The sequence below is a fragment of the Bradyrhizobium sp. NAS80.1 genome (assembly GCF_001908205.1).
Taxonomy (GTDB): domain Bacteria; phylum Pseudomonadota; class Alphaproteobacteria; order Rhizobiales; family Xanthobacteraceae; genus Bradyrhizobium.
Genome location: NZ_LGHL01000014.1, coordinates 45971 through 64328, shown reverse-complemented (window position 1 = coordinate 64328; position 18358 = coordinate 45971). Strand labels below are relative to the sequence as shown.

The following is an 18358-nucleotide window of genomic DNA, read 5'->3' as shown; positions in this document are numbered from 1 at the left end:
CCCCGCCGTATACTATGTAGAGATATCAACCGGTTCAGCCTCCAAGGGGCCGGATTCGAGGTCAGACCGGGTGCCGGGAAGCGCCACGTGAGTATTCCGAACATTATCACTCTGGGCCGCATCATGCTGGTCCCGATCATCGTCTGGGCCATTGTGTCGAGCCAAATGGAGGTCGCGTTCGCCGTCTTCCTCATTGCCGGCATCAGCGACGCGGTCGACGGCTTCCTGGCCAAGCGCTTCAACATGGCGAGCGAGCTTGGCGCCCTGCTCGACCCGCTCGCCGACAAGGCACTTCTGGTCTCGATCTACCTGTCGCTCGGCATCTGGGGCGATATCCCCCGCTGGATCGTGATCCTGGTGGTGTCGCGCGACATCATGATCGTCGCCGCCGTGATCGTATCCTGGCTGTTCGACAAGCCGGTCGAGATGAAGCCGTCGAAAGTGTCGAAGCTCAACACCGCGGCGCAAGTGGCCTACGCCGCGCTGGTGCTGGCGGCGCTTGCCTTCGGCTTCAAGCCGGCCCCCTATGACATTATCCTGATGGGCCTCGTCACGGTCTTCACGCTCTCCTCCGTGTCTCTCTATCTCGTCGAGTGGCTGCGGCACATGAGCACGATCGAGGCGAAATGAGCGCAAAATAGGCGCAAGAGCGAGTGTGGAACAGCCCCGCAAAAGGCCAAGTCCCGCTTAACAAGGCGCACTCGATGGTCGAATCTATCAACTGAGGCCGGCCGTCCGGCATGGAGCAAAGCAAGCGTGGCAGGCCGCGTTCATCCCCGACAATTGGCGTTCTCGCTTCCGCACGCGGAGAGCCTCAGCCGGGACAATTTTCTCGAAGGCCCCGCTAACGCTGCCGGCCTCGCTTTGATCGACGGCTGGCCGGAATGGCCGAACCGGATCATGTGGCTGGCCGGTCCCGAAGGAAGCGGCAAGAGCCATCTCGCTGCAATCTGGGCCGAGGAGGCCGGCGCCCGCTCGACCACGGCCAATGGGCTGACCGCCGAAGCCGTCCCGGGGGCGCTCGCCACCGGTGCGGTGGTGGTCGAGGATCTCAAGGCAAAGGAGTTCGACGAGCGCGCCCTCTTCCACCTGATGAACCTTGCCCGCGAGGACGGTGCCTATGTCCTCCTCACCGGTCGCGAGGCGCCCGCCTCGCTTGAGATCGACCTTCGCGACCTACGCTCGCGCCTGCGCGCTGTGCCGGTGGTCGCACTGCTGCCCCCCGACGACCAGCTCTTCCGTGGCCTGATCGTCAAATTCTGCACCGACCGCCAGCTCACCGTGGACGAGAGCGTCGTCAGCTACCTCGCCACCCGCCTGGAGCGGTCCTCTGCCGCCGCCCGGCAAGCCGTAGAACTGCTCGATAGCGAAGCCCTGCGGCTCGGCCGCCCCGTCACCCGGGCCCTTGCCGCTGATCTGCTCCGCGACGTCTGACCTGCCCGCCCGGCTTCAAGACCGCTTGACGCAGCGGAGCGGCGGAACATCAATGTCATCGAAACGTCATCGCCCTAACACATGCTCCTGGCGGTTTTGCGCGTAAGTCGCAAATTGGGGCAAACTGGATGGACCGATTTCTCATGGACATCGCGCAAGCTATTGAAACTAAAGAGAAAGTCTTAGAGATCGAGAGCCTGCCGGCGATCGCGTCGAGCCCCGAACGATTCATCAACCGCGAGCTCTCCTGGCTGCATTTCAACCGCCGCGTCCTGGAGGAAGCGGTCAATCCCAGCCACCCCATGCTGGAACGGGTCCGATTCCTGTCGATTTCGGCGAATAACCTCGACGAGTTCTTCATGGTCCGCGTCGCCGGCATCAAGGCCCAGGTACGCGAGGGCATTGCCGAGCGGAGCCCCGACGGTCTGACGCCGTCCGAGCAACTCGCGCTGATCAACCGCACGGTCTCCCAGCTTGCCTCCGACCAACAGGCGATCTGGCGCGACCTTCGCGGCACGCTGGCCGACGTCGACATCGTGCTGGTCGACGGCAAGGACGTCACCAAGGCGGAACGGACCTGGATCGAGGACTACTTCCTCAACAACGTGTTTCCGTTGCTGACCCCGCTCGCGATCGACCCGGCCCACCCCTTCCCGTTCATTCCAAGCCTCGGCTTCACCATCGCGCTGCAGCTCACGCGCGAGGCCGACGGCAAGCAGATGAACGCGCTGATCCGCATGCCCGGCAAGATCGACCGCTTCATCCGCTTGCCCGCTGAGGGCAAGGTCCGGCTGATCACGCTGGAGCAGGCCACCGCCCTGTTCATCAACCGCCTGTTCCCTGGCTACAATCTGCACGGCCAGGGCGCCTTCCGGATCATCCGCGACTCGGAGCTCGAAATCGAGGAAGAGGCCGAGGACCTCGTCCGTCTGTTCGAGACGGCGTTGAAGCGCCGCCGCCGCGGGTCGGTGATCCGGCTCGAGATCGACGCCAAGATGCCGGAGGAGCTGCGCAGCTTCGTGCAGCACGCACTCTCGGCTGCCGACGATGAGGTGTTTCTCGTCGACGGCGTACTCGCCATGAACGAGCTCTCGCAGCTCACCCGCCTCGACCGTCCCGATCTCGAATTCACCCCTTACGTGCCGCGCCATCCCGAGCGCGTCCGCGAGCACGGCGGCGACATCTTTGCCGCAATCCGGCAGAAGGATCTCATCGTTCATCACCCCTACGAATCCTTCGACGTGGTGGTGCAGTTCCTCCAGCAGGCCGCGCGTGATCCTGATGTCGTCGCGATCAAGCAAACGCTCTATCGCACCTCCAACAACTCGCCGATCGTGCGCGCGCTGGCGGAAGCCGCCGAAGCCGGCAAGTCCGTCACTGCGCTGATCGAGCTGAAAGCGCGCTTCGACGAAGAAGCCAACATCCGATGGGCGCGCGATCTCGAACGCGCTGGCGTGCAGGTCGTCTACGGCTTCCTCGAACTGAAGACGCACGCAAAACTCTCGATGGTGGTGCGCCGCGAAGGCGGGAGCCTCACAACTTACGTCCACACCGGCACCGGCAATTACCACCCCGTGACGGCGCGCATCTACACCGACCTCTCCTACTTCACCTCGGACCCAACCATCGGCCGCGACGCCGCGCGCGTGTTCAACTTCATCACCGGCTATGCCGCGCCAAGCGATCTGGAAAAGATGGCGGTGTCGCCGCTGACGTTGCGCAAGCGCATCATCGAGCACATCCAGGGCGAGACCGCGCATGCGCGGCACGGCCGCCCCGGGGCGGTCTGGATGAAGATGAATGCGCTGGTCGACCCCGACATCATCGACGCGCTCTACGAGGCGTCACAGGCCGGCGTGCAGGTCGAGCTCGTGGTTCGCGGCATCTGCTGCCTCAGGCCCGGCATTCCCGGCCTGTCGGAGAACATCCGCGTCAAGTCGATCATCGGACGCTTCCTGGAACACGGCCGAATCTACTGCTTCGGAATGGGTCAGGGCCTGCCGAGCGCGAAAGCGGCTGTGTATATCTCGTCCGCCGACATGATGCCGCGCAACCTCGACCGCCGCGTCGAGGTGCTGTGTCCGCTGCAAAATCCCACGGTGCATCAGCAGGTTCTCGAACAGATCATGGTCGCCAACCTGAAGGACAATGAGCAGAGCTGGCAATTGTTGCCCGATGGGTCCTCAACGCGTATGAAGGCCGCGAAGGGCGAGGAGCCTTTCAACGTCCACAACTACTTCATGACAAATCCGAGTCTGTCTGGCCGTGGAAAGTCGCTCAAGGAATCCTCGCCGCGCCGTCTCACGCGCCGTAATGAACGTCATCAATCCTGATCCGGGATCCGTGACGTGAAGCGGCCGCGCAAGCGCGGATCGAGCGTCGCGGTCATCGACATCGGCTCCAACTCGGTCCGTCTCGTTGTCTACGAGGGTCTGACCCGGAGCCTCATTCCGCTCTTCAACGAGAAGACGCTGTGCGGCCTCGGACGCGAGGTGCAGAGCACCGGCCTGCTCGCGCCCGACGCCGTCGACAAGGCGCTGACGTCGCTGAAGCGGTTCCGCGCGCTGTGCCGCGTGATGCAGGTCGGGCGCGTGTTTGCGATCGCGACCGCCGCCTGCCGCGACGCCTCCAACGGCCCGGACTTCATTGCGAAGGCCGAACGCATCTGCGCCGTGAAAATCGAGATCCTGTCGGGCCCACGCGAGGCGCGGCTATCGGCGCTCGGCGTGATCTCCGGCATCCATAACCCCGACGGCATCGTCGGCGATCTCGGCGGCGGCTCTCTCGAGCTGATCGACGTGCGCAGGAACAGCTTGCGCAATGGTGTGACGATGCCGCTCGGCGGTCTTGCGCTCCAGGACCTCGCGCACAAATCGCTCAAGCGCGCCGACCGCATCGTGCGCGAGGAACTCGACGAGGTGCCGCAGCTCACCGCGGGGCGCGGCCGCACCTTCTACGCCGTGGGCGGCACCTGGCGTGCGCTCGCGCGCATCCACATCATCCAGAGCGGTTATCCGCTCCAGGTGATGCACGGCTACTCCATTTCCGCAGCAGAAGCGCTCGACTTCTCGCGCCGCCTGCGGCGGCTCGCGGCCGCAGACATGCTCGCCGACATCGAGATCGTCGCCGACGCACGCCGCCCGCTCCTCACCTATGCGGCGCTGGTGCTCGAGCACATCATCCGGGTGGCCCAGCCGAAGACCATCGTGTTCTCGACCTTCGGAGTGCGCGAAGGCCTGTTGCACGAGAAGCTACCGGAGTCCGAACGCAACGAGGACGGGCTGATCTGCGCGGCCGAGGAGCTGAACCAGCTGCTGTCGCGCTCGGCGAAGCACGCCCGTGAGTTGATCGCCTGGACCGACCGCCTCGCGCGCGTGGTGAAGCTGCGCGAGACCGAAGAGGATCGCCGGCTGCGTCACACCGCGTGCCTGCTCTCCGACATCGGCTGGCGCGTGCATCCCGACCATCGCGGCGAGCAGACGCTGAGCCTCGTCGTTAACGGAAACTTCGGCGCGATCACCCACACCGAGCGCGCCTTCGTCGGGCTGTCGGTGTTCTATCGATATGCGGGTCTCAGCGAGGAAAACCAGCCTCCGGCCACCATGCAGGAGCTGCTGGCGCCGGCGCAGCTCGAACGCGCCCGCCTGCTGGGTGCGGCATTCCGCGTCGCGCATCTGATCTCGGCGGCGCGGCCGGGCGTGCTGCCGGCCACGCATTTCCGCAGCCAGGGACGCAAATTGATGCTGGTGTTCGAGCATCGCCTCGGCGACCTCGTCGCCGACCGCGTCGGCGGCCGCTTCCGCCAGCTCGCCCGCCTGGTCGGCCGCTCCGGCTCGATCGTGAGGCGCTAGAGCATGATCCGGAAAAGTGTGAAGCGGTTTTCCGAAAAGATCATGCTCAAAAAATAGTCTATTCCGCCGACGCCTTGGCGTGGCGCTCGGAGGATTCGAGCGCGGCCTGGGTCAGGCTGCGCCGGCGCCAGATCGAGCCGACGACCAGCACGACGACAACGCCGAGCGCCGCGCAGAGATATTCGCCGCCTCCGCCGCCATGGGCGAATTGCGGCGGGATGCGCAAGCCCGCAAGCATATTGTCCAGGGATGCGCCGAACGGGCCGTCGAACAGCGTGTGCAGCTTCGGCGCGATGCCGGGATCGGTCGCGATCACCTCGCCGGCGATCCATCCGAGCAGCGCCGCGCCGGCCCACACCAGGACCGGCAGCTTGGCGAGCAGCGCCATGATCAGCGCCGCACCGGCCACGATCAGGGGCACGCTGATGGCGAGGCCGAGGATCAGCAACGGCACGCTGCCATTCGCGGCGGCAGCCACCGCAATGACGTTGTCCAGACTCATGACGATGTCGGCGACGACGACGATCTGCACCGCCTGCCAGAGATGCGAAGCCGACTCGACGCCGTCCTCGTCCTCTTGCTCCGGCACGAGGAGCTTGGCCGCGATCACGATCAGCGCGAGACCGCCGATGAGCTTGAGGTAGGGCAGCTCCATCAGGCTCGCGACGATGCCGGTGAAGATGATCCGCAGCAGCACCGCCGCGCCGGCACCCAGGATCATGCCCCATAGCCGGTGCCGCGGCTTCAGGCCGCGGCAGGCAAGCGCGATCACCAGCGCATTGTCGCCGGAGAGCAGGATGTTGATCCAGATGATCTTGCCGACCGCAATCCAGAAGGTCGGCTCGGCCATCTCATTGCGGAACTGGGTGAAGAGTGCCCCGATCGTAGCGGGATCGAAGATCTGCCAGAGCCAGTTCACAATACGTCCTTTCGCCCCGTCGTCTTAAAGCATGATCCGGAAAAGTGTGACGCGGTTTTCCGAAAAGATCATGCTCAAACAAGAACCTGAAGCGCGATGGCATTCATCGCGCCTTAGTATCAGCTGATGGATCAGCCGACGATCTCGTTGCCCGAGAAGAACTGCGCGATCTCGATCGCGGCGGTCTCCGGCGCGTCCGAGCCGTGAGCAGAGTTCTCACCGATCGACTTGGCGTAGAGCTTGCGGATGGTGCCATCGGCCGCCTTGGACGGATCGGTCGCACCCATCGCGTCGCGGTACTTGGCAACAGCATCCTCGCCTTCCAGCACCTGGACGACCACCGGGCCCGAGGTCATGAACTCAACGAGTTCGCCGAAGAACGGCCGCGCCTTGTGGACGGCATAGAAGGTTTCGGCCTGCTCCTTGGTCATGCGGATGCGCTTCTGCGCGACGATGCGCAGGCCCGCCTTCTCGATCACGGCGTTAACCGCGCCGGTCAGGTTACGCGCGGTCGCATCGGGCTTGATGATCGAGAAAGTGCGTTCAATCGCCATGGTCGTGTCCTTGAGGAAAATCGGTGGTTCGGAGTTGCGGGGCTTATATCGGCGCCTTCGCCATCCGGCAAGCGACCGCCAGATCGGCCCTCACAGGCGCTTCGCCGCAGGGCGCAGGCTCCTGATTCCAACATGGATTACAACAATTTCACCCGGATGAACCCAATCTGAAGCCTCTGTCAGGATTCGGTTCAGCCTCGCCGGCGTAAGGTTGGGCCCATCGAAACCAAAGCCTGATCACGAGGTGGACCGTTTCGGCGGCCTTTCCATCGACGCGATAGCCCCGCGCCGGCAGTTTTGAGGAGATCACCATGTTGAGGAAACTTTCGCTTGCCGCCATCGCCGCGGTCGCGCTGGGTGCCGCGCTGGCACCGACCTCCGCCTCCGCTCACTGGCATGGCGGCTGGGGCTGGCACGGCGGCGGCTGGCACGGTGGCTACGGCTGGGGCGCTCCGCGCTACTATGTCGGCGGCCCCGTCTCCTACGGTTACGGCGGCTGCTATGTGCGCCGTCTGGTCCCGACCCCCTGGGGACCTCGCTGGCGGCTGATCAACCGCTGCTACTGAGCCCGACAGCACCTTCCTGCCGGTACCTTCCCCCAAGGTACCCTCCATGCGAAGCCCCGGCGTTCCCCCTGCGCCGGGGCTTTGTATTTGGGCGGATATCACGCGTTCATACTATTTTTACTAGAATGCCAAGCATTCCCCACATCCGGCGAAACCATTTTGGGGGCCAAGGACTTGGTACCGTGTTGTTACTTTGAGAACACGGACCTCCGCGATGGCTGGCCTTTCTGCCAATGACAGCGAACAGATCGACCGGCGCACGAGCCGCTCGATTTGCGAAGCCGTGGGCGAACGGCTCCAGCAGAGCCTTCGCCCCGAACCGCGACTGACCTCGCATCTCGAACACCTTCTGAACGAATTGAAGAAGCGCGATCGCGACGGCAGCTCGCAGAATTGACGGACGCAAACCAGCCTGCGCAAAAACGGGTTGCGTTCGGGGCGCCTTGCGGTGACAAGGCCGCATGCTCTCGATCACCGACCTCTCCATCCGCCTCGCCGGACGCCTTCTGATTGACCAGAGTTCCGTGCAGATCACCCCCGGCTCGCGCGTCGGCATGGTCGGGCGCAACGGCACCGGCAAGTCGACGCTATTCAAGGTGATCCGGGGAGAGCTGGCGGCCGAGCACGGTTCGGTGACCCTGCCGCCGCGCTGGCGGGTGGGCAGCCTCGCGCAAGAGGCCCCGAACGGCCCCGAAAGCCTGATCTCCGTCGTGCTCAAGGCCGATCTCGAACGCGACGCGCTGCTCGCCGAGGCCGAAAGCGTGACCGATCCGCACCGGATCGCCGAGATCCAGACCCGGCTCGTCGACATCGACGCGCATTCGGCGCCGAGCCGCGCCGCCGCGATCCTCTCCGGCCTCGGCTTTTCCGCCGCCGATCAGCTGCGCCCCTGCGCCGAGTTCTCCGGCGGCTGGCGTATGCGCGTCGCGCTTGCCGCCACGCTGTTCGCGGCGCCCGACCTGCTACTCCTTGACGAGCCCACCAACTATCTCGACCTCGAAGGCACGCTGTGGCTCGAGGATCACCTCGCGCACTATCCGCGCACCGTGATCGTGATCAGCCACGACCGCGATCTCCTCGAAAGCTCGGTCGACCAGATCCTGCATCTGGAGCGCGGCAAGCTCACGCTCTACCGCGGCACCTACTCCTCCTTCGAGGAGCAGCGCGCCGCGCGGGAACTGCTCGATGCCAAGCAGGTCAAGCGCCAGGAGGCCGAGCGCGCGCGCCTGCAGGCCTTCGTCGACCGCTTCAAGGCCAAGGCCTCGAAAGCGCGCCAGGCGCAGTCTCGCGTGAAGATGCTGGAGCGGCTCAAGCCGATCACGGCGCTGGTCACCGAGGACGTGCGCGAGATCAGCTTTCCCGCGCCGGAGAAGATCTTGTCGCCGCCGATCATCGCCGTCGACAACGCCTCGGTCGGCTACGATCCGGCAACGCCCGTGCTGGGCCGCGTCACGTTGCGCATCGACAATGACGACCGCATCGCGCTTCTCGGCGCCAACGGCAATGGCAAGTCGACGCTGGTCAAGCTGCTCGCCGGCCGCCTCGCGCCATTCTCCGGCAAGGTGACGCGAGCCGACAAGCTGTCGATCGCCTATTTCGCGCAGCACCAGCTCGACGAGCTGAACGAGGACGCCTCCGCCTACGACCACATCCGCAAGCTGATGGGCGATGCGCCCGAAGCAAAAGTGCGGGCACGCGCCGGCGCGATCGGCTTCTCCGGCAAGGCGGCCGACACCAAGGCGGGAAAACTGTCGGGCGGCGAGAAGGCGCGGCTCCTGCTGGGGCTAGCGACCTTCTTCGGCCCCAACATGATCATCCTGGACGAGCCGACCAACCATCTCGACATCGACAGCCGCGCCGCACTCGCCGAGGCGATCAACGAGTTTCCGGGTGCGGTCATCATGGTCTCGCACGATCGCTATCTGATCGAGGCCTGCGCCGAGCGGCTCTGGATCGTCGCCGACCGCACTGTGACCAATTACGACGGCGATCTCGACGAGTACCGCCGCCTGGTGCTGTCCACGCGCAATGCCGAACCCGCCCCGCGCGAGCGCAGCACGCCAAACGAGAAGCCACAGCGTCCGAAGTCGGACAATCGCGGCTCACTGAAGAAGCGCATCGCGGAAGCCGAAGCCGAGATCGCCCGCGTCAGCGACATCATCGCCAAGATCGACACAGCCCTCGCCCTGCCTGACATCTTCACGCGCGACCCCAAGCAGGCCGCGCAACTGTCGAAGGCCCGCTCCAATGCTGCCGACGCGCTGGCGCGCGCGGAGGAGCAATGGCTGGAGGCGAGCGCGCAGTTTGATGAGGCGGCGGGTTAGATTCAAAATCTGAAAAACAACCCCATGCACAGTAACGCGGTGGCTGCCGGAAGCGCGCGGGTGATGCAACACAACTGATTGAAATAGCGAAGATAATCCGTCGAAATTGGCATTCCCGCATAATTTCGTGCCGGTAGCGCTGCAGCGGCGACTCCACGGCGCCATTCCCGGGGATACGATCGAGCGAGATGCGTGCGCTGTAGCTGAGCTCCTGCCCGTTGGGCTCGCTGCTATCGTATTGCGCCCCTAGCGCGCGGTCACCTCCAGGCTCCGCAATATGATGAACCTTTGGACAGCTAATCCTTTTTGAAACGCGGTGGACGCATGTAGTAAATGTCCCACTCTGCTTCGTCTGCTTGAAGCCGTGTCGTTGATAGAAGCGGTTCGACTCGCTGCCACGCAACGCGCCCACGCGGACAGAGATGCGGTGCGAATCGGCATCTGCAAATATCTTTCGAAGCACTGCTGCTCCGATGCCCTTTCCCTGATGTTCGGGCACGATGTACAGATGGTCCAGAAGCCAGTGGTCCTGCTGAGGACGAACCGAGACAAAGCCCACTCGGACATCGCCGACTTCGATGAAGCGGCACAGCGCCGGGTCAAAAGACGCCAAAAAGCGATCCCGCGCACGCTGTGGATCAAAGCGCCCTATCCGCTCCAAGCTCTCGCGCATTGCGTCGATGCGAATGGTCACCAGAACATCAGCGTCAGACTGCGTCGTGGGCAAGAAAGTCAGATCCATTGGAAAGCCCGTTATGTCGCGCGCACAGGATGATCGAGCCGATTCAGGTCGATTCACTAGCCAGGACATGCGCTAGAGAGCGCGAGGCGGTTTCCGAGGCGACAAATCCCTCTGCAGCGATAGTGACGCGCTGCTGAGCCGGGGCCTGTGATCGAGAGAGCTGGGTCCCGGCTCAGCGTCGCGTCATTTCATGCCGCGCCGCGTCCGGGACAAGAGCACCGTGTTACGTGGCCGCCTTCTTCTTCGCCTTCGGCTTGGCGGGCTTCGGCGCAACCGGTGCCTCTGTCGTGCCCTCGATCGAGGACAGGCGGCCAGAGGTGAAGGTGTAGATGCCGGCGCGCGGACCGGTTGTCCAGGTGACCACGGCGACGCGCCGGCCGGCGGCATCGTTGGAGAGGTTGACGGTCGAGGGCGAGCCGATGCCGCGTACCACGTCGCATTCGGTGTGGCCGAGCGCGACCGTGCCGCCCGTGGGCGCCGGCGCTGTCGTCGACGCGTTGGCATCCGCCGGCCCGGGGGGGCGGCGCCACGCCTGGACAGGCCCCGTCGGCGCTGACCAGATCCTCGGCTCCAACTGGCTTGTCAGGCGTCAGCGGCGGCGATTCAATCGAGATGCTCTTGATGAACAGACGGCTTGGCCTCTGGAACCATTCGGCGTCCTTCGACAGCAAATCAGTCCCGCTCGAGCAGCCAGCGACCAGCGGTGCTACGGCAGCCAACGCAACTATGAGCGACCTGGGAAGCTTTTGATGTCGCACGATCAACTAAATTCCCCGCGTGAAGGACCAGCCCTAAGCGATTGTCCCAACATCACTTTGCGGCACGAAGGTGACAAAAGCCATCATCGCGCGAAAAGTGCAAATTATCATTAATTGCGATCGACCGCTAATTCCGCCGCTGCCACCGGCCCCGTTCGTCGGCCTGCCAATAGGTGACTTCAAATCCCCGCGCCTTGCAATCCGTCCAGGCGCTGCGGGCCAGAGCGAGCGCGTCCGGATCGTCGCCGTTGAACAGCAGCACCACCCGCTCATAGCCCTGCGCGTCCTGGGGCAGCGTGGCGTTGTCTATCAGGAAGCGGACATTGGCGCCGTTGGGATTGTCCTCCTCGACCGCCAGCACGATCGGCTGATCGGCGGCGTCGTTCACCCGCCATGTCGCGTGCGGCAGGAAGGAATCGTCGCGATAGGTCCACAGATGCGCGTCCAGCGCTTCGGCCCGCTCCGGCGAGGTCGATTGCACCACGACTCGCCAGCCGCGCTCGAGCGATTTCTCGAGAAGCGGCGGCAACACGTTCTCCACCGTCATATTTTGCAGATGGTAGAACAGCACTTCGGTCATTTGCGCTCGTAATGGTCGGCAACCAGCCGGTCGAGCAGCCGGACGCCATAGCCGGAGCCCCAGCTCTGGTTGATGTCGGTCTTCGGCGCGCCCATGGCGGTGCCGGCGATGTCGAGATGCGCCCAGGGCGTACCGTCAACGAAGCGCTGGAGGAACTGCGCGGCGGTGATCGAGCCACCATGACGGCCGCCGGTGTTCTTCATGTCGGCGAACTGGGAATCGATCAGCTTGTCGTATTCGGGGCCGAGCGGCATTCGCCAGACCTTTTCCCCGCTCTCGATGCCGGCCGCGAGCAGCCGGTCCGCAAGCTCGTCATTGTTGGAGAACATGCCGGCATGCTCGGTGCCGAGCGCGACCATGATCGCACCGGTCAGCGTCGCCAGATCCACCATGAATTTCGGCTTCGTCTTCTTGGCGACGTACCAGAGCACGTCGGCCAGCACGAGACGGCCTTCCGCGTCGGTGTTGATGATCTCGATGGTCTGGCCCGACATCGAGGTGACGATATCGCCCGGCCGCTGCGCGTTGCCGTCGGGCATGTTCTCGACGAGGCCGATGGCGCCGACCACGTTGACCTTGGCCTTGCGCGCTGCGAGCGCGTGCATCAGGCCGACGACGCAGGCAGCTCCGCCCATATCGCCCTTCATGTCCTCCATGCTGCCGGCTGGCTTGATCGAAATGCCGCCAGTATCGAAGCAGACGCCCTTGCCGACGAAGGCGACCGGCGCATCGCCCCTCTTGCCGCCGTCCCAGCGCATGATCACGGTGCGGCTCGGCCGTACGGAGCCCTGGCCGACACCGAGCAGCGCGCCCATACCGAGCTTGTCCATCGCCTTGACGTCGAGCACCTCGACCTTGACGCCGAGCTTGCGGAGCTGACCGGCGCGGCGCGCGAATTCCTCGGGGAAAAGTACATTCGGCGGCTCGTTGACGAGGTCGCGCGCGATGATGACGCCATTGACGACGTGGCCGGCCGAGGCAAACGCCTTCTTCGCCGCGGCCGCATCGCCAACCGCGAGCGAGACGTCGGCGCGCGAGCCGCCTTCCTCGCCGTCCTTCTTCTTTGTCTTGTACCGGTCGAACTTGTAGGCGCGCAGCCGCAGGCCCGAGGCGATCGCGACCGCCTGCTCGCTCGTCATGGCGCTGCCAGGCAGTTCCGCCATGATGGTCATGGCGGCAGCCCCGGCCGGAAGCTTGCTCGCCGCCACACCGCCGAATTTGAGAAAGTCGTTCGCCTTCAGGCCGGTTGCCTTGCCGACACCGATTACCATCAGACGGGAGGCCTTCACCCCCTCCGGCGCCAGAATATCCAGCGCGGCGCCGCTCTTGCCTTTGAAGGCGGCGGCGGAGGCCGCCCGCTTCACGAGTTCGGTGGCGCCGCCCAGCGCCTTGGCCGTCGCCGGACCGACTTTCAGACTGTCGTCGCAGAACACGACCATGATGCCACGGGGGGCGGCAGACAACGGGACGAAGCCGACCTTGATGGCATCGGACATGGGTAACTCCTCCAAAACATGGGACTTTTTGCCGTTCGGCGATCCCGGCCAGAGACCGGACCTGAATGGCGATTCACTGAGCCGGCCGCACTATGGGCCAGCGACCCGGCAGATGCCAAGCGCCCCCGTGGCCGCCAGGCCACAACGAGGGAAATATTAACCATACATCGAGGGTGCCACGGGGCAGCCATTTTGTTGACGGATCAAAGGGATGGTAGTGAGAGTGTGTAAGCCGGACGAAGAGGCGGCTGGTCGACCTTGGGGATCCCCTTTCAGGGGATTGGTTGGGCAGCCGGAATTTGGGCCTGCAGTGGGGACTCGGTGGGATTCGTGCGGTAGCGCATGGGGTCAATTGATAGGTATATTTTCCGCACGACGCTGGCGTCGTTTGCGCTGGTCCTGGTCAGCCTCACGGGCGTGATCTGGATTACGCAGGCGTTGCGCGGCATCGACCTGATGACGAGTCAGGGTCAGACCATCCTGACCTTCCTCGGCATCACCAGCCTCGTGGTCCCGGCCCTGGTCCTGATCATCTCGCCGATCGCGCTGATGATCGCGATCTCGCACACGCTGAACAAGCTCGCGACCGATTCCGAGATCATCGTGATGAATGCCGCCGGCTTCTCGCCGTTCCGGCTTTTCTATCCGTTCTTCTACGCCACCTGCGTGGTGGCGCTGCTCGTAGGCTTCATCGCAGCCTACCTTGCCCCCGACGGCATGCGGCGGATCAAGCAGTGGGACGCCGAGATCACCGCGGACGTGCTCACCAACATCCTGCAGCCCGGCCGCTTCGCCCAGCTCGACAAGAACCTCACGATCCGGATCCGCGAACGCCAGCCCGGCGGCATTCTGGCCGGCATCTTCATCGACGATCGCCGTGATCCGAACGAGCGCGTCTCGATCGTCGCCGAGCACGGCGAGGTCGTGAAGAACGACAACGGATCGTTCCTGGTGCTGAAGGACGGCAATCTCCAGCGTTTCGAGACCGGCAAGCGCGATCCCGCGCTGGTGGCGTTCGGCCGCTACGGCTTCGACATGTCGAAGTTCTCCAACCAGGGCCACGACGTCACCCTCGGCATCCGCGAGCGCTATCTCTGGGAGCTGTTCTCGCCCTCCGAGGACGATCCTGTGTACAAGGCGGTCCCCGGCCAGTTCCGGTCCGAGCTGCATGACCGCATCATGGCGCCACTCTATCCGTTCGCCTTTGCGGCGCTGACCTTCGCCTTCCTCGGCGCGCCGCGCACCACGCGCCAGAGCCGCAATTTCTCGATCGGCGGCTCGGTGCTGGCGGTGTTCGGCCTGCGCATGGCGGGATTCGCCTGCTCGGTGATGGCGGTGAAATCGCCGGCCGCGGCGCTGGTTCAGTATACGATGCTCGCGGCCGCGATCGGCACCGGCGTCTGGATGATCATCGGCGGCATCGTGGTCGAACCGCCGCCCGGCCTCCTGGAGGCTATCAACAGGTCGAACGCGCGGATCGCGCGGCTGTTCGGACGGCCGGCCACCGCATGAGCATGCTCACCAACACACTCGGGCGCTATTTTGCCGGACGATTCGTCGTCGCGGCGCTCGGCGTGTTCGCGGGCATTTTCCTGCTGCTGGTGCTGGTCGACTATATCGAGATGGTGCGCAAGACCTCTGGCCTCGCCTCCGCCTCCGCGATCATGGTGGCCGAGACCTCGCTGTTCCGGGTGCCGCAGCTGCTGGAGAAGCTGACGCCGTTCTGCATGCTGATCGGCGCCATGACCTGCTACCTCGCCCTCTCCCGCCGGCTCGAGCTCGTGGTTGCGCGCGCCGCCGGCATCTCCGCGTGGCAGTTCATCTCGCCGGCGCTCGGCAGCGCGCTCCTGATCGGCGTGATCGCCACCGTCGCCTACAATCCGCTGTCGGCCAATCTGCGCGAGCTCTCCAAGCGCATGGAGGCCGAGCTGTTCGGCTCGGCGCCCGGCGGCGGCATCCAGGACGCCTCCGGCTTCTGGCTCAACCAGGTCACCGATGATGGCCAGGTCATCATCAATGCTGCGCGCAGCGAACAACAGGGCGTCCGGCTGACCGGGCTGACGCTGTTCCGATTCGATACGGATTGGCATTTCAAGGAGCGGATCGAGGCCCGCGAGGCCACGCTCGAGGCCGGCCACTGGCTGTTCAAGTCCGTCCGCCGCTTCTCGCTGGATTCGCCACCGATCGACCAGGCCACCCTGGAGATTCCGACGACGCTGACCGAGGCGCAGGTCCGCAACAGCTTTTCCACACCCGAGACTGTGTCTTTTTGGCAACTACCGAGCTACATCCGCTCTTCCGAAAGCTCAGGCTTCGCGACAGCCGGATACCGACTCCAGTATCACAAGCTTCTGGCGCAGCCGTTTTTGCTTGCAGCCATGGTGATGCTTGCGGCCTCCGTGTCGTTGCGTTTCTTTCGGATGGGCGGCGTGCAGAAGATGGTTTTGAGTGGCGTGGGCGCAGGCTTTCTGCTCTACGTTCTGTCGAAAGTGACTGAAGACTTGAGCAAGGCTGAGTTGATGCATCCGATCGCTGCGGCGTGGTTGCCCGTGGTGGTGGGCGGCCTCACCGGCTTTTTAGCCTTGCTGTATCAGGAGGACGGATAGTGACGACCGTCCGCCGAGGACCCGTGTCTCGTTTGACGCGGCGCACAATGGTGCGCGCGAACGGGTGCCGTTTGTCCATCCGCAGGATCCTGCTTGCTGTCGCCGCCGTGGCTTCGCTCGGCGGCCTGATGGGCGTTGCCGCAGTAACGCCGGCATCAGCCCAGAGCTTCACCTACAACCCGCTGCCGCCGCGTCCGAAGCCGCCGAAGGTCGCCAACGACAACCAGATGCTGGTTCAGGCGACCGAGGTCGACTACGACTACAACAATTCGCGCGTCTCCGCGGTCGGTAACGTCCAGCTGTTCTACAACGGCACCAGCGTCGAGGCCGACAGGGTCGTCTACGACCAGAAGACCAAGCGCCTCCATGCCGAAGGCAACATCCGCATGACGGATGCCGACGGCAAGATCACCTATGCCGAGATCATGGATCTCTCCGACGACTACCGTGACGGTTTCGTCGATTCGCTGCGCGTGGACACCGCCGACCAAACCCGCATGGCCGCGAGCCGCGCCGACCGCTCCAGCGGCAACTACACAGTGTTCGAGAACGGCGTCTACACCGCCTGCGCGCCCTGTAAGGATGATCCGAAGAAGCCGCCGCTGTGGCAGGTCAAGGGTGCCCGCATCATCCACGACCAGCAGGAAAAGATGCTCTACTTCGAGACGGCACAGCTCGAATTCTTCGGTGTGCCGCTCGCCTACATGCCCTATTTCTCGACGCCCGACCCGACCGTGAAGCGCAAGACCGGCTTCCTGATGCCGGGCTTCACGTCGAACACTCCGTTCGGCTACGGCGTCGAAGTTCCGTTCTATTGGGCGATCGCGCCCGACATGGACCTGACCTTCAATCCCCGCATCACGTCCAAGCAGGGCGTGCTGTTCCAGGCCGAGTTCCGGCAGCGCCTGATGGACGGCGCCTACCAAATCCGCGTCTACGGCATCGACCAGCTCGACCCGGGCGCGCTCGCCGGTCAACCCGGCGATCGCCAGTTCCGCGGCGCTGTCGATACCAAGGGCCAGTTCGCGCTGAACGACAAGTGGGTCTGGGGTTGGGACGGCGTCCTGATGTCCGACTACTATTTCTTCTCGGACTATCGGTTGTCGCAGTACCGCGATCCGCTGGGCTCGTTCCTGTATCTACCGACCGACGCGCTGTCGCAGCTCTATTTGACCGGCGTCGGCAATCGCAGCTTCTTCGACGCGCGCACGATGTATTGGCTGAGCTACTCGGGCAACCAGAGCCAGGTGCCGGTCGTCTACCCAGTGATCGACTACTCGAACGTGCTCAACTATCCGGTCTTCGGCGGCGAGTTCAGCTACAAGACCAATTTCGTGAACCTGTCGCGTGACACCGCGGTGTTCGATCCGATCACGACGCTCGCCAACACCGCCGGCCTGTGCACGACGGCGTCGGCCGATCCACTTGCGCGCACGCCTTCGCAGTGCTTGCTGCGAGGCTTCCCCGGCACCTACACCCGCCTGACCGCGGAAGCGCAGTGGCGCAAGTCCTTCACCGATCCGTTCGGTGAGATCTGGACGCCGTTCGCCATCCTGCGCGCCGACGCGATCAACTCCTCGGTCTCCAACCAGCCCGGCGTGTCCAACTTCCTGCCCGTCGGCGACACCCAGGCGCTGCGCCTGATGCCGACCGTCGGTCTGGAGTACCGCTATCCCTTCATCAACGTTCAGCCCTGGGGCTCAACCACCATCGAGCCGATCGCGCAGATCATCATTCGGCCGAACGAGACTTATGCCGGCAAGCTCCCGAACGAGGACGCGCAGAGCATGGTGTTCGACACCTCGAACCTGTTCAGCGTCGACAAATTCTCCGGCTACGACCGCGTCGAGGGCGGCGGCCGCGCCAATGTCGGCGTGCAGGCCACCACGCAGTTCGACAAGGGCGGCGCCGTCAAGGTGCTGTTCGGCCAGTCCTACCAGCTGTTCGGCCTGAACTCATACACGGTCCAGGACTCCATCAACACCGGCCTCGATTCCGGCCTCGACAAGCCGCAGTCCGATTACGTGGCGAGCGCCAGCTACTCGCCCAACAGCACCTATACGTTCAGCGTCCGCTCCCGCATGGACGAGCAGACCTGGAACGTCCAGCGCTTCGAGGCGGAAGGCCGCGCCAACTTCAATCGCTGGTCGATGAGCGTGATGTACGGTAATTACGCGGCGCAGCCTGAGCTCGGCTATCTGACGCGCCGCGAGGGCATCCTGACCTCCGGCTCGCTGAAGGTTGCGGCCAACTGGGTGGTGACGGGCTCTGCGCGCTGGGACCTCGAGGCCAACAAGATCAACCAGTATGTGCTCGGCGCCGGCTATGTCGACGATTGCTTCGTGCTGGCGGCTAACTATGTAACTTCGTATAGCTACTCCGCGGGCACGACGCCGCCCGTGCTGAGCCACGCGATCATGTTCCAGATCGGTCTGCGCACGTTGGCGACCTCGACCGGATCTAGCAGTTCCGCCGGCTACCAGTAGACCGTCTGAAGTGCCTGCGCCGTGTTCCCAATCGCAGGCTCA

The 18358-nt window shown here is 64.3% G+C and carries 14 protein-coding genes and 2 pseudogenes; 10 read left to right on the top strand and 6 right to left on the bottom strand.

Translation table 11 applies throughout. The features are described 5' to 3' along the window. Nucleotides 1–87 precede the first annotated feature (87 nt). The 4 genes from AC629_RS03990 (at nt 88) to ppx (ending at nt 5285) form a co-directional block, all read left to right on the top strand. Entirely contained in the window at nt 88–630 is a 543-nt protein-coding gene (locus AC629_RS03990; RefSeq protein WP_084803480.1) for a CDP-alcohol phosphatidyltransferase family protein, read from the top strand. Between the two features lie 126 nt (nt 631–756). Continuing rightward, on the top strand, nt 757–1434 hold the full coding sequence (locus AC629_RS03985; protein ID WP_084803479.1) for a P-loop NTPase family protein: 678 nt from the start codon (nt 757–759) through the stop codon (nt 1432–1434). 143 nt (nt 1435–1577) lie between these two features. After that, nucleotides 1578–3767 carry an RNA degradosome polyphosphate kinase gene (locus AC629_RS03980; RefSeq protein ID WP_084803501.1) on the top strand — a complete coding sequence of 730 codons (2190 nt, stop codon included), beginning with the start codon at nt 1578–1580 and terminating at the stop codon, nt 3765–3767. 15 nt (nt 3768–3782) lie between these two features. Further along, complete coding sequence (ppx, locus tag AC629_RS03975; protein WP_084803478.1) at nt 3783–5285, top strand: exopolyphosphatase; 1503 nt, start codon at nt 3783–3785, stop codon at nt 5283–5285. Between the two features lie 58 nt (nt 5286–5343). On the opposite strand, the gene AC629_RS03970 is transcribed toward ppx, so the two are convergent. Together AC629_RS03970 and ndk are read right to left on the bottom strand one after the other, a co-directional pair. After that, the gene (locus AC629_RS03970) at nt 5344–6204 is read right to left on the bottom strand and encodes a TerC family protein (protein ID WP_084803477.1); all 861 of its coding nucleotides are present in this window, start codon (nt 6202–6204) and stop codon (nt 5344–5346) included. A 131-nt stretch (nt 6205–6335) separates the two neighbouring features. Further along, nucleotides 6336–6758, bottom strand: coding sequence for a nucleoside-diphosphate kinase (gene ndk / locus AC629_RS03965; protein ID WP_084803476.1), 423 nt, complete (start codon nt 6756–6758; stop codon nt 6336–6338). 311 nt (nt 6759–7069) lie between these two features. On the opposite strand from ndk, the gene AC629_RS03960 reads away from it, so the two are divergent. The 3 genes from AC629_RS03960 to AC629_RS03950 all read left to right on the top strand — a co-directional run bounded on the left by AC629_RS03960 (nt 7070) and on the right by AC629_RS03950 (nt 9648). Further along, complete coding sequence (locus AC629_RS03960) at nt 7070–7324, top strand: sulfur globule protein precursor (protein WP_084803475.1); 255 nt, start codon at nt 7070–7072, stop codon at nt 7322–7324. A 214-nt stretch (nt 7325–7538) separates the two neighbouring features. Beyond that, entirely contained in the window at nt 7539–7721 is a 183-nt protein-coding gene (locus tag AC629_RS03955) for a hypothetical protein (RefSeq protein WP_084803474.1), read from the top strand. A gap of 64 nt (nt 7722–7785) precedes the next feature. Continuing rightward, nucleotides 7786–9648, top strand: a complete 1863-nt coding sequence (locus AC629_RS03950; RefSeq protein ID WP_084803473.1) for an ABC-F family ATP-binding cassette domain-containing protein — start codon at nt 7786–7788, stop codon at nt 9646–9648. A gap of 391 nt (nt 9649–10039) precedes the next feature. On the opposite strand, the pseudogene AC629_RS50420 reads toward AC629_RS03950, so the two are convergent. The 4 genes and pseudogenes from AC629_RS50420 to AC629_RS03930 form a co-directional block, all read right to left on the bottom strand. After that, nucleotides 10040–10321, bottom strand: a pseudogene (locus tag AC629_RS50420) (GNAT family N-acetyltransferase); the annotation flags it as partial. Between the two features lie 292 nt (nt 10322–10613). Further along, nucleotides 10614–11109, bottom strand: a pseudogene (locus AC629_RS03940) (hypothetical protein). Between the two features lie 166 nt (nt 11110–11275). Continuing rightward, on the bottom strand, nt 11276–11728 hold the full coding sequence (locus AC629_RS03935; protein ID WP_084803472.1) for a DNA polymerase III subunit chi: 453 nt from the start codon (nt 11726–11728) through the stop codon (nt 11276–11278). After that, the gene (locus AC629_RS03930) at nt 11725–13224 is read right to left on the bottom strand and encodes a leucyl aminopeptidase (protein ID WP_084803471.1); all 1500 of its coding nucleotides are present in this window, start codon (nt 13222–13224) and stop codon (nt 11725–11727) included. The genes AC629_RS03935 and AC629_RS03930 overlap by 4 nt, the downstream gene beginning before the upstream one ends. Before the next feature lie 342 nt (nt 13225–13566). On the opposite strand from AC629_RS03930, the gene lptF reads away from it, so the two are divergent. From lptF to AC629_RS03915, 3 genes are read left to right on the top strand one after another with little or no spacing between them, the layout of a single operon-like run. Beyond that, the gene (lptF, locus tag AC629_RS03925; RefSeq protein WP_084803470.1) at nt 13567–14736 is read left to right on the top strand and encodes an LPS export ABC transporter permease LptF; all 1170 of its coding nucleotides are present in this window, start codon (nt 13567–13569) and stop codon (nt 14734–14736) included. Continuing rightward, nucleotides 14733–15830, top strand: coding sequence for an LPS export ABC transporter permease LptG (gene lptG / locus AC629_RS03920; RefSeq protein ID WP_084803469.1), 1098 nt, complete (start codon nt 14733–14735; stop codon nt 15828–15830). The genes lptF and lptG overlap by 4 nt, the downstream gene beginning before the upstream one ends. Continuing rightward, nucleotides 15830–18316, top strand: coding sequence for an LPS-assembly protein LptD (locus AC629_RS03915; RefSeq protein WP_084803468.1), 2487 nt, complete (start codon nt 15830–15832; stop codon nt 18314–18316). Before lptG ends, AC629_RS03915 begins: the two co-directional genes overlap by 1 nt. The last annotated feature ends 42 nt before the right edge of the window (nt 18317–18358 follow it).

Bases quoted from the DNA above. Each gene is read 5' to 3' on its own strand.
- lptG (WP_084803469.1), top strand. From the start codon at position 14,733: ATGAGCATGCTCACCAACACACTCGGGCGCTATTTTGCCGGACGATTC.
- ndk (WP_084803476.1), bottom strand. From the start codon at position 6,758: ATGGCGATTGAACGCACTTTCTCGATCATCAAGCCCGATGCGACCGCG.
- AC629_RS03980 (WP_084803501.1), top strand. From the start codon at position 1,578: ATGGACATCGCGCAAGCTATTGAAACTAAAGAGAAAGTCTTAGAGATC.
- AC629_RS03955 (WP_084803474.1), top strand. From the start codon at position 7,539: ATGGCTGGCCTTTCTGCCAATGACAGCGAACAGATCGACCGGCGCACG.
- AC629_RS03950 (WP_084803473.1), top strand. From the start codon at position 7,786: ATGCTCTCGATCACCGACCTCTCCATCCGCCTCGCCGGACGCCTTCTG.
- AC629_RS03935 (WP_084803472.1), bottom strand. From the start codon at position 11,728: ATGACCGAAGTGCTGTTCTACCATCTGCAAAATATGACGGTGGAGAAC.
- lptF (WP_084803470.1), top strand. From the start codon at position 13,567: ATGGGGTCAATTGATAGGTATATTTTCCGCACGACGCTGGCGTCGTTT.
- AC629_RS03930 (WP_084803471.1), bottom strand. From the start codon at position 13,224: ATGTCCGATGCCATCAAGGTCGGCTTCGTCCCGTTGTCTGCCGCCCCC.
- AC629_RS03960 (WP_084803475.1), top strand. From the start codon at position 7,070: ATGTTGAGGAAACTTTCGCTTGCCGCCATCGCCGCGGTCGCGCTGGGT.